Annotated in this window: 13 protein-coding genes and 1 pseudogene; 11 read left to right on the forward strand and 3 right to left on the reverse strand. The window is 71.4% G+C overall.

What is annotated here, in order from left to right; all coding sequences use genetic code 11:
• The first annotated feature begins 195 nt into the window (after positions 1-195).
• The gene (gene thrS / locus ACLQ24_RS24975) at positions 196-2,205 is read left to right on the forward strand and encodes a threonine--tRNA ligase (RefSeq protein ID WP_425894140.1); all 2,010 of its coding nucleotides are present in this window, start codon (positions 196-198) and stop codon (positions 2,203-2,205) included.
• A gap of 349 nt (positions 2,206-2,554) precedes the next feature.
• Complete coding sequence (locus tag ACLQ24_RS24980) at positions 2,555-3,067, forward strand: HIT family protein (protein ID WP_425894154.1); 513 nt, start codon at positions 2,555-2,557, stop codon at positions 3,065-3,067.
• A 46-nt stretch (positions 3,068-3,113) separates the two neighbouring features.
• Here the strand turns inward: ACLQ24_RS24980 and ACLQ24_RS24985 are convergent, their stop codons facing one another.
• Entirely contained in the window at positions 3,114-3,596 is a 483-nt protein-coding gene (locus ACLQ24_RS24985) for a hypothetical protein (RefSeq protein WP_425894141.1), read from the reverse strand.
• A 97-nt stretch (positions 3,597-3,693) separates the two neighbouring features.
• Here ACLQ24_RS24985 and ACLQ24_RS24990 point away from each other — a divergent pair, with 97 nt between their 5' ends.
• The gene (locus ACLQ24_RS24990) at positions 3,694-4,752 is read left to right on the forward strand and encodes an aldo/keto reductase (RefSeq protein ID WP_425894142.1); all 1,059 of its coding nucleotides are present in this window, start codon (positions 3,694-3,696) and stop codon (positions 4,750-4,752) included.
• 179 nt (positions 4,753-4,931) lie between these two features.
• Here the strand turns inward: ACLQ24_RS24990 and ACLQ24_RS24995 are convergent, their stop codons facing one another.
• Complete coding sequence (locus tag ACLQ24_RS24995; protein WP_425894143.1) at positions 4,932-7,088, reverse strand: elongation factor G-like protein EF-G2; 2,157 nt, start codon at positions 7,086-7,088, stop codon at positions 4,932-4,934.
• A gap of 250 nt (positions 7,089-7,338) precedes the next feature.
• On the opposite strand from ACLQ24_RS24995, the gene pgsA reads away from it, so the two are divergent.
• From pgsA to ACLQ24_RS25030, 7 genes are all read left to right on the forward strand, one after another.
• Positions 7,339-7,968 carry a phosphatidylinositol phosphate synthase gene (gene pgsA / locus ACLQ24_RS25000; protein ID WP_425894145.1) on the forward strand — a complete coding sequence of 210 codons (630 nt, stop codon included), beginning with the start codon at positions 7,339-7,341 and terminating at the stop codon, positions 7,966-7,968.
• 52 nt (positions 7,969-8,020) lie between these two features.
• Entirely contained in the window at positions 8,021-8,950 is a 930-nt protein-coding gene (locus ACLQ24_RS25005) for a phosphatidylinositol mannoside acyltransferase (RefSeq protein ID WP_425894146.1), read from the forward strand.
• A gap of 16 nt (positions 8,951-8,966) precedes the next feature.
• Entirely contained in the window at positions 8,967-10,127 is a 1,161-nt protein-coding gene (locus ACLQ24_RS25010; protein WP_425894148.1) for a glycosyltransferase family 4 protein, read from the forward strand.
• 83 nt (positions 10,128-10,210) lie between these two features.
• Positions 10,211-10,714: a hypothetical protein gene (locus tag ACLQ24_RS25015; RefSeq protein WP_425894149.1), complete on the forward strand. Its 504-nt coding sequence runs from the start codon at positions 10,211-10,213 to the stop codon at positions 10,712-10,714.
• A gap of 147 nt (positions 10,715-10,861) precedes the next feature.
• Positions 10,862-11,779 carry a pyridoxal 5'-phosphate synthase lyase subunit PdxS gene (gene pdxS, locus ACLQ24_RS25020; RefSeq protein ID WP_425894150.1) on the forward strand — a complete coding sequence of 306 codons (918 nt, stop codon included), beginning with the start codon at positions 10,862-10,864 and terminating at the stop codon, positions 11,777-11,779.
• Between the two features lie 46 nt (positions 11,780-11,825).
• Entirely contained in the window at positions 11,826-12,428 is a 603-nt protein-coding gene (gene pdxT / locus ACLQ24_RS25025; RefSeq protein WP_425894151.1) for a pyridoxal 5'-phosphate synthase glutaminase subunit PdxT, read from the forward strand.
• Positions 12,429-12,687: 259 nt separating this feature from the next.
• Positions 12,688-13,440, forward strand: a complete 753-nt coding sequence (locus tag ACLQ24_RS25030; protein ID WP_425894152.1) for a YebC/PmpR family DNA-binding transcriptional regulator — start codon at positions 12,688-12,690, stop codon at positions 13,438-13,440.
• Between the two features lie 129 nt (positions 13,441-13,569).
• Here the strand turns inward: ACLQ24_RS25030 and ACLQ24_RS25035 are convergent, their stop codons facing one another.
• Positions 13,570-13,806, reverse strand: a complete 237-nt coding sequence (locus tag ACLQ24_RS25035; protein WP_425894153.1) for a hypothetical protein — start codon at positions 13,804-13,806, stop codon at positions 13,570-13,572.
• A 508-nt stretch (positions 13,807-14,314) separates the two neighbouring features.
• Here ACLQ24_RS25035 and ACLQ24_RS25040 point away from each other — a divergent pair.
• Positions 14,315-14,617: pseudogene (locus ACLQ24_RS25040) on the forward strand (helix-turn-helix domain-containing protein); the annotation flags it as partial.
• Between the last annotated feature and the right edge of the window lie 73 nt (positions 14,618-14,690).

The raw sequence follows: 14,690 nt of genomic DNA on the forward strand, positions 1-14,690 counted from the left end.
TGGCACTTCACCACCAACGACGCCCGTACCCGACTCCGCCACCTATACCCAGAACGTTAGACACGACGCTCTACTAGTTCGGATCCGAGGCGCGAAAGGTTCAACACGAGCCGTCGGAAGGTGCCGACGGTGCGACCGATAGCATCGGCAGGAGCCGAGGATCGGCACCGTTTCGTACCGCTTGGAGGAGTCACCGTGTCCGCACCCCGTACCCCCGCCGTGGCCGACCCCGTCGTCGTCGCCGCCGGGACGACGGCGGCCGACGCGGTGGCCGCGGCCGGACTGCCCGCGAACGGCCCCAAGGCGATCGTCGTGGTCCGCGATCCGCAGGGTCAGTTGCGTGACCTGGACTGGTCGCCGACCGAGGAGACCGTCGTCGAGCCGGTCAGCCTGGATTCGCCCGACGGGCTCAACGTGCTGCGCCACTCCACCGCGCACGTGCTCGCCCAGGCCGTGCAGGACGTCTTCCCCGAGGCCAAGCTCGGCATCGGCCCGCCCATCGAGAACGGCTTCTACTACGACTTCGACGTCGCCAAGCCGTTCCAGCCCGATGACCTCAGCAAGCTCGAGAAGCGCATGCAGGAGATCATCAAGTCCGGGCAGCGGTTCCGTCGCCGCCGCTTCGGCAGCCTCGACGAGGCGCGCGCCGAGCTGGCCGACGAGCCGTTCAAGCTGGAGCTGATCGAGGTCAAGGGCGAGGACCTGGACACCGACGAGGTGATGGAGGTGGGCGGCGGCGAGCTGACCATCTACGACAACCTCGACGCCAAGGACGACGAGGTCTGCTGGTCGGACCTGTGCCGGGGTCCGCACCTGCCGACCACCCGACTGATCGGCGCGTTCAAGCTGATGCGCCCGGCCGCCGCGTACTGGCGCGGGTCGGAGAAGAACCCCCAACTACAGCGGGTGTACGGCACCGCGTGGCCGACCCGGGACGAGCTCAAGGCGTACCTGAAGCTGTTGGAGGAGGCCGCCCGGCGCGACCACCGCAAGCTCGGCGCGGACCTGGACCTGTTCAGCTTCCCCGACGAGATCGGCTCGGGTCTCGCGGTCTTCCACCCCAAGGGCGGCATCATCCGCCGCGAGATGGAGCACTACTCGCGGCGGCGGCACGAGGACGCGGGGTACGAGTTCGTCAACTCGCCGCACATCTCCAAGGCGCAGCTGTTCCACACCTCCGGGCACCTGCCGTACTACGCGGACACGATGTTCCCGCCCATGCAGCTCGAGGGCGCGGACTACTACCTCAAGGCCATGAACTGCCCGATGCACAACCTGATCTTCAGGTCGCGTGGGCGGTCGTACCGGGAGCTGCCGCTGCGGATGTTCGAGTTCGGCACGGTCTACCGGTACGAGAAGTCCGGCGTCGTGCACGGCCTGACCCGGGTCCGTGGCCTGACCCAGGACGACTCGCACATCTACTGCACCCGTGAGCAGATGGCCGGCGAGCTGTCCACGCTGCTCAGCTTCGTGCTGGACCTGCTGCGCGACTACGGGCTGGACGACTTCTACCTGGAGTTGTCGACCCGCGACGACTCGCCCAAGTTCATCGGCGCCGACGAGGACTGGGCGGAGGCGACCGAGGCGCTGCGCACCGCCGCCGAGACGTCGGGTCTGGAGCTGGTGCCCGACCCGGGCGGTGCAGCGTTCTACGGGCCGAAGATCTCCGTGCAGGCGCGCGACGCGATCGGCCGGACCTGGCAGATGTCCACCATCCAGGTCGACTTCAACCAGCCGGAGCGCTTCGGGTTGGAGTACCAGGCCGCCGACGGCAGCCGGCAGCGGCCAGTGATGATCCACCGAGCGCTGTTCGGGTCGATCGAGCGGTTCTTCGGGGTGCTCGTCGAGCACTACGCGGGCGCGTTCCCGGCCTGGCTGGCTCCGGTGCAGGTGATCGGCATCCCGATCCGCGATGACCACACCGACTACCTGCACGGCTTCGTCGCGGCGCTGCGCGCCGAGGGCATCCGGGCCCAGGTGGACGCGGGCGACGACCGGATGCAGAAGAAGATCCGCACCGCCCAGCAGCAGAAGATCCCGTTCATGGTGATCGCCGGCGACGACGACGTGGCCGCCGGCACGGTCTCCTTCCGCTACCGCGACGGCTCCCAGCGCAACGGGGTGCCGATCGCCGAGGCGGTGACCCACGTCCTCGACGTGGTCACCTCCCGTACCAACGTCGGCCCCTCCGCGGCCGCGGAGTAGCAGGCGCGGGCCGCCCGCCCGCTTGATCGTGCTCGATTCAGGAAGTAGTGGCCTCCCCGCCGCGGGAGGCCACTACTTCCATGTCACTTCCATGTTCGAGCACGATCTTCACCCGGGCGGCGCTCGCAGCGGCGGTGCTCGCAGCCGGCGGTGCTCGCAGCCGGCGGTGCTCGCAGCTTCGGCCCGAGCGGACCGGTCAGATGCCGCAGTTCGGCGCTGACCAGCCGCGGCGTCAATCCGTCAAGAAGTTGCAGCGGGGAGTTTCCCGCGACGGGTGTCGCGGCCCGCTGGCGTGGCTCCGTAGGATCGGCTCGTGACAGGGGCGGAGCGACACACGGACAGCGGCGGCATGGCGGACGGCCTGGAACGGCTCTGGACGCCGCACCGGATGACCTACATCTCGGGTGAGGACCGCCCCGCCGAGGGCTACGAGAAGCCGACCGGCTGCCCGTTCTGTCTCGCCCCGGGGCTGCCCGCCGAGGAGAGCCTCGTGGTGGCCCGCGGCGAGCGCGTCTTCGTCCTGCTCAACCTATACCCGTACAACCCGGGGCACCTGCTGGTCTGCCCGTACCGGCACGTCGCCGACTACACCGACCTCGACGAGGCGGAGACCGTCGAGCTCGCCGCGTACACCCAGACGGCGATGCGGGTGATCCGCAAGGTGAGCAACGCGCACGGCTTCAACCTCGGCATGAACCAGGGCGGGGTGGCCGGCGCCGGCATCGCCGCCCACCTGCACCAGCACGTGGTGCCCCGCTGGGGTGGCGACGCGAACTTCATGCCGGTGATCGGCCGTACCAAGGTGCTGCCGCAGCTGCTCGGCGACACCCGCGACATGCTCGCCCGCGCCTGGCCGTCCTGACCCGCCGGGTCCGACCCGGATCGGCGCGGCGTCCGCGCGGTTCGGGTCAGGCGGCGCGCAGCAGGGCGGTCAGCTCCGGCCAGCTCTCCACCCGGTGTACGAGCGGCAGCAGCGCGGCGTACGCGGCGACCTGCGCAGGGCGGGGTCGGAACAGGAAGCGGTGCGGCACCGAGTCGAGGTAACCGAGCACCTCCAACTTGTCGTCCACGAAGTGGGTCAGGCCGAGCCGCCGGGCGATCGGCGCCTTGCCCGGGCGGGTCCGGCAGAAATGCACCCGTTCGACGGGGATTCCGGTGCGGGCGGTGAAGTCGTGGTGGGCGAGCCACTCCCAGGTCCGCCGCTCGGTGGACTCGCCGCACTTCGACACCAGATGCACCTCGTCGAACGCCGGCCCGAGCGCCGCGAGCGCGTCGAACGCCCCGTCGACCATGGGCGTCCGCAGGTAGTGCGCGCCGAAGAAGGAGGTGTCGGCGTCGTCGTCGGCCGGTTCGATGAGCACACCGCCGATGTCCACGCCCAGCCGTCGCATGGCGACGATCATGCCGTACCCCGTCGGCGCGCGTGCACCGCGTTTCCGCGTCGGTGGTTGTTGCGTCCCGGCGCGGTGAAGGTGGCACGATCGGCCGATGGCAGTCACGACACGGATGCTGGGGCGCAGCGGCATCGAGGTCAGCGCCCTCGGCATGGGGTGCTGGGCGATCGCCGGTCCCTGGGCCGAGGGTAACCAGCCGCTGGGCTGGGGGGCGGTCGACGACGACGAGTCCGTCCGGGCCGTACGTCGCGCGCTCGACGAGGGCATCACCCTCTTCGACACCGCCGACACGTACGGCGCGGGGCACGGTGAGCAGGTGCTGGGCCGGGCGCTCGCCGGCCGGCGGGACGAGGCCGTGATCGCCACCAAGTGGGGTTACACGTTCGACGAGGCGACCCGACAGGCGACCGGGGAGGACGCGTCAACGGCGCACCTGCGGCGGGCCGTCACCGGGTCGCTGCGCCGGTTGGGCACCGACCGGATCGACCTCTACCAGCTGCACCTGGCCGACCTGCCGGTGCACCGTGCGGAGGCGCTGTTCGCCGTCTGCGAGGAGCTGGTCGCCGAGGGCCTGATCCGCGCGTACGGGTGGAGCACCGACCGCACCGACCGCGCCGCCGCGTTCGGGCACGCCGCCCCGGGAGCCGCCGCCGTGCAGCACGCCCTGTCGGTGCTGCGCGACGCCCCCGAGATGCTCGCCGTCTGCGACAAGTACGACCTGGCCAGCATCAACCAGGGGCCCCTCGGGATGGGGCTGCTCACCGGCAAGTACACGGCCGCGTCCACGCTGCCCCGCGACGACGTACGCGGGTTGGCGCCGGGCTGGCTGGAGTGGTTCCGCGGCGGTCGGCCCGCGCCGGAGTGGCTGCGCCGGGTCGGCGCGGTCCGCGCCGCGCTGACCGCCGACGGTCGTACCCTCGCCCAGGGTGCGCTGGGCTGGATCTGGGCTCGCAGCGGGCGCGCCGTCCCGATCCCCGGTTGCCGTACGGTCGCCCAGGTCGAGGAGAACGCTGCGGCGCTGCACCGGGGCCCGCTGCCGGCGGACCAGTTCGTCGAGGTGGAACGCCAACTCGCCGCCCTGCGCACCGCCGCCCTCCGCGACGCCGACCGCCCCCACTGGCCCCGCCCCACCCACCCCACAACCCACCCCTGACCGCCCCGCGGACGCTCCACGCCCCCTCCCGCGTCGATCATGAAGTTGTGGTGCCTCGCATATCCGTTATGGGCGGCCATCTCGCCCACCACAACTCCATGATCGACCCGCCGTCCTGCGGGGCGGGGCGGGCCGGGCCGGGGCGACCTGCGGGGGCGGGGTGGGTGGCGCGGGGGTTGTCAGGGGGTGTGTTCTTTGCGGGTCTGGTCGGCCAGGTGGGTGGGCATCGGGTCGTGCCGGACGAAGTGGCGGCGGAAGGTGCCGGTGCCGGCGGTCATCGAGCGCAGCTCGACGGCGTACCGCAGCAGTTCGACGGCCGGCACCTCGGCGCGGACCAGGGTGCGGCCGTCGGCGTCCGGGTCCGGTTCGGTGCCGAGCACCCGGCCGCGCCGGCCGGACAGGTCGCCCATCACCGGGCCCACCGAGCCGTCCGGCACGCGGATGGTCACCTCGTCGATCGGTTCCAGCAGCGCCGGCTGGCCGCGTTCGGCGGCGTCGCGCAGCGCCAGCGCGCCGGCGGTCTGGAAGGCCGCGTCGGAGGAGTCGACGCTGTGCGCCTTGCCGTCGACCAGGGTGACCCGCAGGTCGACCACCGGGTGACCGGCGACCAGTCCGCGTTCCATCTGGGCGCGGACGCCCTTCTCCACCGACGGGATGTAGTTGTGCGGGACGGCGCCGCCGACGATCCGGTCGACGAACTCGAAGCCGGCGCCACGGGGTAGCGGCTCGACCTCGATGTCGCAGACGGCGTACTGGCCGTGGCCGCCGGACTGCTTGACGTGCCGGCCGTGCCCCCGCGCCGGTGCGGTCAGCGTCTCGCGCAGCGACACCTTCACCGGTTCGGTGTCCAGCTCGACGCCCCCGGAGCGCAGCCGGTCCAGCACGACGTCGGCATGGGCCTCACCCATGCACCAGAGCACCAGCTGATGGGTCTCCGGATTGCGCTCCAGCCGCAGGGTGGGGTCGCCGGCGACCAGCCGGGCGAGGTTGCGGGCGAGGGCGTCCTCGTCGGCGCGGCTGCGGGCGACGATCGCCACCGGCAGCAGCGGCTCCGGCATCTCCCACGGCGCGATCAGCAGCGGGTCGTCCTTGGCCGACACGGTGTCGCCGGTCTCCGCGCTGGGAGACTTGGTGATCGCGCAGATGTCGCCGGCGACGCAGTACGGCACCTCGCGCAGGGTGGCGCCCAGCGGGGTGTAGAGGTGGCCGACCCGCTCGTCGGCGTCGTGGTCGGGGTGCCCGCGCTCGGCCATACCGTGCCCGCAGATGTGCACCGTGTCGTCGGGACGCAGCGTGCCGGAGAAGACCCGGACCAGCGAGACCCGGCCGACGTGCCGGTCGACGGTGGTCTTGACGACCTCGGCGACGAGCGGGCCGCCCGGGTCGCAGGTCAGCGGTGGGCGGGGCGAGCCGTCCACCCCGGTGACCGCCGGCAGTTCGTGCTCCAGCGGCGACGGGAAGGCGGCGGTCAGCACCTCCAGCAGCACGTCCAACCCGACGCCGGTCTCGGCGCAGACCGGCACCACCGGGTAGAAGTGACCCCGGGCGACGGCCTTCTCCAGGTCGTCGATGAGCACCTCGTCGCTGATCTCCTCGCCGTCGAGGTAGCGGTCCATGAGGGTCTCGTCCTCGCTCTCGGCGATGATCCCCTCGATCAGCTCGTCGCGGGACTCGTCGATGGCACGCTGGTGCTCCGGGTCGGGAGCGCGGACGTCGGCGGGCAGCCCGGCGCTGTAGTCGAAGACCCGACGGGTGATCAGGCCGAGCAGCCCCTCGGTGGACACGCCGTCGTCGCCGAGCATCGGCAGGTAGAGGGGCATCACGTTGTCGCCGAAGAGGCGCTGGCAGAGCGCCACCGTCTCGTCAACGTCGGCGCGGGGCTGGTCCAGTCGGGCCACCGCGACGGCGCGCGGCATGTCGACGGCGGCGCACTCCTCCCACAGGGCGACGGTGGCCGCGTCCATGCCGCCGGCGGCGGAGACCACGAACAGCGCGGCGTCGGCGGCCCGCAGACCGGCGCGCAGCTCACCGACGAAGTCGGCGTACCCGGGCGTGTCCAAGAGGTTGACCTTGATGCCGTTGTGCAGCAGGGGCGCGCACGACAGGCTCACCGAGCGCTGCTGGCGTACGGCGGCGGGGTCGTGGTCGCCCACGGTCGTGCCGTCGACGACGCTGCCGGCCCGGCCGATCGTGCCGGTCGCGGCGAGCAGTGCCTCGACGAGCGTCGTCTTGCCCGCGCCGGAATGTCCGACGAGCACCACGTTGCGGACCCGCGCGGGTTCGGTGACCACCGGCGTGCCGCCAGTGGCCCCCTTGTCCTGATGTTTCTGCGCCATGGGGCGCACCTCCCTCAGCCGGTGGTGGGTGGCGACCGCCGCGCGAGGTGGAGCGGCCCGGGGCGAGTGCGCGGCGATATCCTCCGGTGGTCCGCTGCGAAGCGGGAAATCAACGGGCGGGCGGGTGAGCTGACTCACCTCCCGGCTCGATCTCACACCCGTAACCGGACAGGCACAAGCCTGCCCCGGGCGGGTCGTCGGGACCGGCGTTATGGCCGGAGCTGGGCGGACCGTTATCGTGGGGACCGCCATGGCGAAGATCTTCCAAGTGTCGGCCCGCGCGGGGATGACCCGCGTCGTCGAGCCGATTGCCCGCGCCCTGCTGCGCGCGGGCGTCACCCCCAACGTCGTCACCGTCGCGGGCACCGTCGGTGTGCTCGTCGGCGCGCTCGGCTTCGGTGCCCGCGGCCACCTGGTCGCGGGCGCGCTGATCGTCACCCTGTTCGCGCTCACCGACCTGCTCGACGGGACGATGGCCCGGATGAGCGGCGGCTCCACCAAGTTCGGCGCGTTCCTCGACTCGAGCATGGACCGGGTCGCCGACAGCGCCGTCTTCGGCGCGGTGGCGTACTGGCTGGCCACCCAGAATGATCACTCCGGGGTGGCTGCCGCGCTGCTCTGCCTGGCCGCCGGTGGGCTCGTCTCCTACGTGAAGGCGCGCGCCGAAGGGCTGGGCATGACCTGCAACGTGGGCATCGCCGAGCGTACCGAGCGGCTGTTGATCGTCGGTGTCGGCGGGATCCTCACCGGCGTGGGCGTGAAGCCGGCGCTGGAGATCGCGCTCTGGCTGCTGGCCGCCATCTCCATCTTCACGGTGGGGCAGCGGATGGCGCACGTCTACCGCCAGGCCCAGCAGCTCCAGCCGGACGGCCAGGCGTGAGCGCGGCCGGCGCGCGGCCGACTCACCGTCCGACGACCGGCGGCCGGGCCACGTGAACCTCACCGAGCTGGGCTACATCGCGGGCTGGCGGCTGGTCCGCGCGCTGCCCCGGCCGTTGGTGGCGGCGGCGTTCCAGGCGGGCGCGGACCGCGCGCACCGCGGCGGCGGCGGGGGTACGGCCCGGCTGCGCGCCAACCTACGCCGGGTGGTCGGCCCAGAGATGCCCGAGGCCGAGCTGGACGACCTCGTGCGGCGGGGCCTGCGGTCGTACGCCCGGTACTGGATGGAGGCGTTCCGCCTGCCGGCGTTGAGCCGGGCGCAGATCCTGTCCGGGTTCCGCCTCGACGGCGCGGAACTGCTGGCCGCCGATGTCGCCGCCGGCCGGGGCGCGGTGGTGGCGCTGCCGCACGCCGGCAACTGGGACGCCGCGGGCGCCTGGGTGGCGGCCACCGGTTGGCCGATCAGCACGGTCATGGAGCGACTCAAGCCGGAGGGCGTGTACAAGCGGTTCCTGGCCTTCCGGGATCGGCTGGGGATGGAGATCCTGCCCACCCACGGCGGGCCGCGGCCGGCGTTCGACGTGCTGCTGGACCGCGTACGTGCCGGTGCGGTGGTGCCGTTGCTGGCCGACCGGGACCTCTCCGCCCGCGGGGTGGAGGTGGACTTCTTCGGTGGGAAGACCCGGATGCCCGCCGGGCCGGCGCTGCTCGCTCTGCACACGGGAGCGCCGCTGTACGTGGCGTCGATGTGGTACGAGGAGGACGCGGCGTGCGCGTCGCTCAGCGGTCCCCTGCCGGTGCCGGGCCCCGAGGTGGGGCCTCTGGATGAGCGGGTCCGGTCGCTGACGCAGCTGATCGCCGACGGTCTGGCGGCGGGTATCGCCCGGCATCCGCAAGACTGGCACATGTTGCAGCGGATGTGGCTGGACCAGCGCGGCGCGGGAGGCGCGGATCTGTCCGCACCGTCCTCGGGTCGGTCCTGAAGGGGGTGGCTGACGCATGCGGATCGGTATCGTCTGCCCATACTCCTTCGATGTGCCCGGCGGCGTGCAGAACCACGTCGTGGACCTCGCGGAGACGCTGATCACCCTCGGGCACGAGGTCAGCGTGCTCGCGCCGGCCGACGAGGACGCGGACCTGCCGGAGTACGTGGTGTCCGCCGGTCGGGCGGTGCCGCTGCCGTACAACGGGTCGGTGGCCCGGATCGCGTTCGGTCCGGTCTCCACGGCCCGGGTCCGGCGCTGGCTCACCAACGGTGACTTCGACGTGCTGCACGTGCACGAGCCGCTGACGTTGAGCCTGTCGCTGCTGGCGGTGCTGTCGTCGCGCGGGCCGGTGGTGGCCACCTTCCACACGGCGATGACCCGCTCGCGGGTGCTGGCCGCGGCGCAGGGCGTGCTGCAGATCGTGTTGGAGCGGATCACGGCCCGGATCGCGGTGAGCGCGCTGGCCCGCAAGGTGCAGGTCGAGCACATGGACGGCGGCGCGGTGGAGATCCCCAACGGGGTGGCGGTGGCGAAGTTCGCCGACGCCGAGCGGCTGCCGGACTGGCCGGGGGAGTGCGGGCCGGGCACCGGCGGCACGGTGGGTTTCCTGGGCCGGTTCACGGAGGCGCGCAAGGGCTTCCCGGTGCTGCGGGACGCCTTCGTGGCGCTGGCGGCGACCCGTCCTGGCCTGCGGCTGCTGGTCGCCGGCCCGGGTGACCCGGACGACCTGTACGACCAGTTCCCGGCCGAGCTGCGGGATCAGGTGACGTTCCTCGGTCTGGTCTCCGAGGCGGACAAGGCGCGGATGCTGCGCAGCGTGCACCTCTACGTGGCGCCGAACACCGGCGGTGAGTCGTTCGGGATGATCCTCACCGAGGCGCTGGCCGCCGGCACCACGGTCGTGGCGAGCGACCTGGACGCGTTCCGCCGCGTGCTCGACGGTGGGCGGGCGGGGCGGCTGTTCCCGACCGGCGACGCGGTGGGGCTGCGCGACGCCCTGTCCGAGCTGCTCGACGACCCGGTGGCACGGGCGGCGCTGACCGCCTGCGGTGATCAGGTGGTGGCGAATTTCGACTGGCCCATGGTTGCCCGCCGTGTTCTGGAGGTATACGCAGCGGCGATCGAGGCGACCGACGGGCGGGTCATCGACCAGGAGTGGGTGGGGCTGGGCTGAGCCGGAGTGGCCGATGATGCGCCTGCTGACGCCGGTGACCGGTGTCGACGCGCGCAATGGAGGAGAAACGGAGCAGCACTACGATGCCGCACATGTGGTGGGTGGTGGCCGCGAGTGTGCTCGTGGGGGTGCTTGCGGCGTACCTCATCTGGACCGCCGGCCGGGTCGAGCGGCTGCAGGGCCGCGCGGAGCTGGCGGCGCGGGCCCTCGACGCCCACCTGTTGCGCCGCGCGGCGGCGGCCGCCGTGCTGGCGGAGCGGCGTTTCGGCGTCGAGCTGTACGCGGCGGCCCGGATCGCGCTCGACGCCGCGCCTGACGAGCGGGAGGCGGCCGAGAACGACCTGACCCGGCAGTTACGCACGGTGCGGTTGGACCCGACCGACCCGGACTGCACGGCGGTCATCGCGGCGAGCCGCCGGCTCGCGCTGTCCCGGCAGGTGCACACCGATCTGGTACGTGACGCCCGTGCGGCGCGCAGTCGGCCGTTGGTGCGGTTGTTGCGGATGGGGCGGGGCCGCCAGTGGCCGCGCTACTTCGACATCGACGACCCGACGCTCGTCGTGCCGGCGGACGTGCCGGCCGGCTGACCGGGCGAACGCCGGTGGACGTCGTCGGCCGGTGAGCGGGGCCACAGTGCAGGCCACCGGGGGTCGGATTGGCTGTCGGCGCGGCGTTGCGCGGTGCGTAGCATTTCCGCTGCCACCTCCCACCGCACGTCCAAGGAGTGCTGACCCGTGTCCGACACCACCGCCTCGACCACCGGTACCGCCCCCGTCGTCGGCACGGCCCGCGTCAAGCGGGGCATGGCCGAGATGCTCAAGGGCGGCGTGATCATGGACGTCGTCAACGCCGAGCAGGCCAAGATCGCCGAGGACGCCGGCGCCGTCGCGGTGATGGCGCTGGAGCGGGTGCCCGCCGACATCCGCGCGCAGGGCGGGGTGTCCCGGATGAGCGACCCCGACATGATCGACGGCATCATCTCCGCCGTCTCCATCCCGGTGATGGCCAAGGCCCGCATCGGCCACTTCGTCGAGGCGCAGATCCTCCAGTCGCTGGGCGTGGACTACGTCGACGAGTCCGAGGTGCTGACGCCGGCCGACTACGCGAACCACATCGACAAGTGGGCGTTCACCGTGCCCTTCGTCTGTGGCGCGACGAACCTGGGCGAGGCGCTGCGCCGGATCACCGAGGGCGCGGCCATGATCCGCTCCAAGGGCGAGGCGGGCACCGGTGACGTCTCCAACGCCACCACCCACATGCGGAAGATCCGCCAGGAGATCCGTCGGCTCTCCTCGCTGCCGGCCGACGAGCTGTACGTCGCGGCCAAGGAGTTGCAGGCCCCGTACGAGCTGGTCAAGGAGGTCGCCGAGAGCGGCAAGCTGCCCGTGGTGCTGTTCACCGCCGGCGGGATCGCGACCCCGGCCGACGCGGCGATGATGATGCAGCTCGGCGCGGAGGGCGTCTTCGTGGGCTCCGGCATCTTCAAGGCCGGCAACCCGGCGCAGCGGGCCGCCGCGATCGTCAAGGCCACCACGTTCCACGACGACCCGGACGTGCTGGCGAAGGTCTCCTGCGGTCTGGGTGAGGCGATGGTCGGCATCAACGTCGACGAGATCCCCCAGCCGCACCGCCTGGCCGAGCGCGGTTGGTGACGGTCGGCACCGCCCCGGGCGGGACGTGGAGAGGATCGGTGTTGATGTGACGGCACCCGTGATCGGCGTTCTCGCGGTGCAGGGTGACGTCCGCGAGCATATGGCGGCGCTGACCGCAGCGGGCGCGGACGCCCGTCCGGTCCGCCGCGCTGGCGAGCTGGACGCGGTCGACGGCCTGGTGATCCCCGGCGGCGAGTCCACCACCATCAGCAAACTCGTCGACATCTTCGAGCTGCGCGAGCCGATCGACAAGCGGATCGCCGACGGGATGCCGGTCTACGGCTCGTGCGCCGGCATGATCATGCTGGCCACCGAGGTGCTGGACGGCCGCGCCGACCAGCGCGGTTTCGCCGGCATCGACATGACGGTACGGCGCAACGCGTTCGGTCGGCAGGTCGACTCGTTCGAGTCGCCCGTGGAGATCACCGGCGTGGCGGGCGAGCCGTTTCACGCCGTGTTCATCCGCGCGCCGTGGGTCGAGCGGGTCGGCGCGGGCGTCGAGGTGATCGGGAAGGTGACCGGTGGCCCGGCCGCCGAGCGGATCGTGGCCGTCCGGCAGGGCAATCTGCTGGCCACCTCGTTCCACCCCGAGCTGACGGGTGACCTGCGCGTGCACGCGTACTTCGTGGAGTTGGTGCGGACCGCCTGAGCGGCCGACGCCAGCGCGCGGGCATGGATCGGGCCCCCGGACCGTTGGTCTGGGCGGGCCCCGACGCCGCACCGCCGCCCCGGGCAGGTCCCGGGTGTGACATGGCGGGGTGTGACCTCGGTAAGATTGCCGCGGTTCGGCAGGGCCGTCGCCCGGCGCGGCACTTCCCGCGGGGCCGACCGGCCGCCGGATCGCCGGATGCGGCGCGGAATCGGTGCGGCAGTCGACGCAGGCGTGCAATGACAGACGGAGGTAGAAGATGTCCGGCCACTCAAAGTGGGCGACGACCAAGCACAAGAAGGCCGTCATCGACGCCAAGCGCGGCAAGATGTTCGCCAAGCTGATCAAGAACGTCGAGGTGGCCGCCCGGACCGGCGGCGGCGACCCGTCCGGTAACCCGACGCTGTTCGACGCCATCCAGAAGGCGAAGAAGAACTCGGTTCCCAACGACAACATCGACCGCGCGGTCAAGCGGGGCTCCGGCCTGGAGGCCGGCGGCGCCGACTGGCAGACCATCATGTACGAGGGGTACGGCCCGAACGGCGTGGCGATGCTGATCGAGTGTCTGACCGACAACCGCAACCGCGCGGCCACCGAGGTGCGGACGGCGCTGACCCGCAACGGCGGCTCGCTGGCCGACGCCGGCTCGGTGTCGTACATGTTCTCCCGCAAGGGCGTGGTGATCGTGCCCAAGGAGGGCACCAGCGAGGACGACGTGATGATGGCCGTCCTCGACGCCGGGGCGGAGGAGGTCAACGACCTCGGTGAGGCGTTCGAGGTGGTCTCCGAGCCGACCGACCTGATCCCGGTGCGGACGGCGTTGCAGGACGCCGGCATCGAGTACGAGTCGGCCGAGTCGTCCCTCGTGCCCAGCATGAACGTGCCGCTGGACGAAGAGGGCGCCCGCAAGATCTTCAAGCTGATCGACGTTCTGGAGGACTGCGACGACGTGCAGAACGTCTACGCGAACTTCGACGTCAGCGACGACGTGATGGCCGCCGTCGACGCCTGAGGTCCGCCCACCCCGGCGTGCCCGGCCCGATCCGGCCCGATCCGGCGTGCCCGACATGATCCACACCAGGTCGCCGATGTGGGGGTAACCGCTCGCGCGGACACCCCCACATCGGCGACCTGCTGTGTGTCAGCGTGCCCTCGACCGCGTCGGGACGACGGGTGTCACTGGTCGCAGCCCGGCGGGCCGCACGAAGATCGACCTTCGGGCGATAGCGTCCAGGCGCGGCCCCACCTCGTAGCCATCGAGCCAGACCCACCCGTCATAGGTTGGCCAGTCGAGGACCCGGATGACGCGAAACAGGATCGGCCGGCTGAACTGGATACTCGCCGCGCGGGTGACCTGAAGCAGGTCACCCGCCTGCACGGCCGCCTGGTTTCCGGTCGCGCCACGCCTTTAGATGATCACTCGCCTCGACCAGCCGTGGGCACGAACCGTCCGGGCCACACCTGGTGCAGACGTTGCGATGATGGAAGTCGATCACGTAGCTCGCCATCGTCACGAGAAATGGCGGTTCCGGTCGGGGCTGCTCACCCATCATGACGATCACCCCGCTGGGGCGACGACGCACCATTTTCTTTCCTCGACGCGGGCGGCGTGGTGAGCCGGTAGGCCCCTGTGCGGTCCGGGAACCGGGTCCGCTCCACCACGTCGAGGGGCTCGTCCGGTCGGTGAAACCACTTCCAACGGCACACGGCCTGCCTCCCGAGATCAATGCAAGTAGGGCATCTACCAGGCACGATCCTGCATTCAACCAAGAATCTGCAATGTCTCACGCCGAAAACCATGCTTCGAGATTGACGCCGTCTCGTTTGGCCGGCCGTTCTGTTCCAGATGAGACAGACAGGCCACGTGAGGTGAGACCGGAGGCCGGATGAGTGAGGTCGGTTCGTCAGTTCCACGGCGGCAACTCGGCCGGCTTCTGCGCCAGGCACGTGAGGAAGCCGGAATCAACCTTGAGGCTGCCGCCAATGACCTCGAATGGTCCCGGGCCAAGATGTACCGATTGGAGAGTGGCCAGACTGCGCTGCGTACCCATGACGTGGTCTTGATGTGCCAGCTCTACGGCACGTCTGCCGAGCTGACCGAGGTGTTGGTCAGTCTCGCTCGGGAGAGCAAGTCCCGGGGGTGGTGGCACGCCTATGACGAGGTGATCCCGGGCTGGTTCGAGTTGTATTGACCAGTAACCCAAAGGTGCCGTGATCGTTGTCCGTGTATGGGTGTTGCGGTACGTGATGCGCGGCGGCTTT

Origin of the sequence: Micromonospora sp. DT4 (assembly GCF_049841675.1) — a bacterium.
Classification (GTDB): Bacteria; Actinomycetota; Actinomycetes; order Mycobacteriales; family Micromonosporaceae; genus Micromonospora.

Bases quoted from the DNA above. Each gene is read 5' to 3' on its own strand.
- ACLQ24_RS24980 (WP_425894154.1), top strand. From the start codon at position 2,555: ATGGCGGACGGCCTGGAACGGCTCTGGACGCCGCACCGGATGACCTAC.
- ACLQ24_RS24985 (WP_425894141.1), bottom strand. From the start codon at position 3,596: ATGCGACGGCTGGGCGTGGACATCGGCGGTGTGCTCATCGAACCGGCC.
- ACLQ24_RS24990 (WP_425894142.1), top strand. From the start codon at position 3,694: ATGGCAGTCACGACACGGATGCTGGGGCGCAGCGGCATCGAGGTCAGC.
- ACLQ24_RS24995 (WP_425894143.1), bottom strand. From the start codon at position 7,088: ATGGCGCAGAAACATCAGGACAAGGGGGCCACTGGCGGCACGCCGGTG.
- pgsA (WP_425894145.1), top strand. From the start codon at position 7,339: ATGGCGAAGATCTTCCAAGTGTCGGCCCGCGCGGGGATGACCCGCGTC.
- ACLQ24_RS25010 (WP_425894148.1), top strand. From the start codon at position 8,967: ATGCGGATCGGTATCGTCTGCCCATACTCCTTCGATGTGCCCGGCGGC.
- ACLQ24_RS25015 (WP_425894149.1), top strand. From the start codon at position 10,211: ATGCCGCACATGTGGTGGGTGGTGGCCGCGAGTGTGCTCGTGGGGGTG.
- ACLQ24_RS25030 (WP_425894152.1), top strand. From the start codon at position 12,688: ATGTCCGGCCACTCAAAGTGGGCGACGACCAAGCACAAGAAGGCCGTC.